We start from the raw sequence: 501 nt of genomic DNA on the forward strand, positions 1-501 counted from the left end.
ATAGCTACCGTCTAGTAGCACGTTATCCTTGCCTTTAACTCTGCCTTTCTCAATCAACAAGTGCGGAGACGATTCAAATACGTTGCTTGCGATTCTCGGTGCTGGCGTACCTTGAATTTGTGCAATCGAAGCTTGTACTTCCGTTACGGCCTCCGGCGTGGTTTTAATGCTTAAGGCTTCAACAGGTTCTCGTGACATTGCTTCACACCCCAAAATCGGCAGAGTTAGTCCAAGACAAGCACAAAGTCTTATAGCTGTTGCGCGCCTTGATCTAGTTGATCTCAACATGTATAGCCTCTGTTCTTAGTGGTGAACGGTGATCCTTAAGTGCTGGAGAGTCGCTGTTAAGTGGCATTGTGTTGAAACTCGCAGGCGACACTTGTGGACAAGTTCCTGTATCCATGTAGTTGAGTGCGGCAGATAGCATGCCCTCGGATGTATCGCCTAGCGGCTTCGTTAGGTCGTCATCTACCCAACAACCTTCAACTCGATTATCTAAAC

At 47.5% G+C, this 501-nt stretch carries 2 pseudogenes; both read right to left on the bottom strand.

From position 1 onward, the window contains the following. Window positions 1-198 (bottom strand): annotated as a pseudogene (locus R7E78_RS31115) (hypothetical protein); the annotation flags it as partial. Between the two features lie 73 nt (window positions 199-271). After that, a pseudogene (locus R7E78_RS31120) lies at window positions 272-501 on the bottom strand (peptidase S41); the annotation flags it as partial.

The sequence above is a fragment of the Vibrio sp. YT-19(2023) genome, assembly GCF_033337395.1.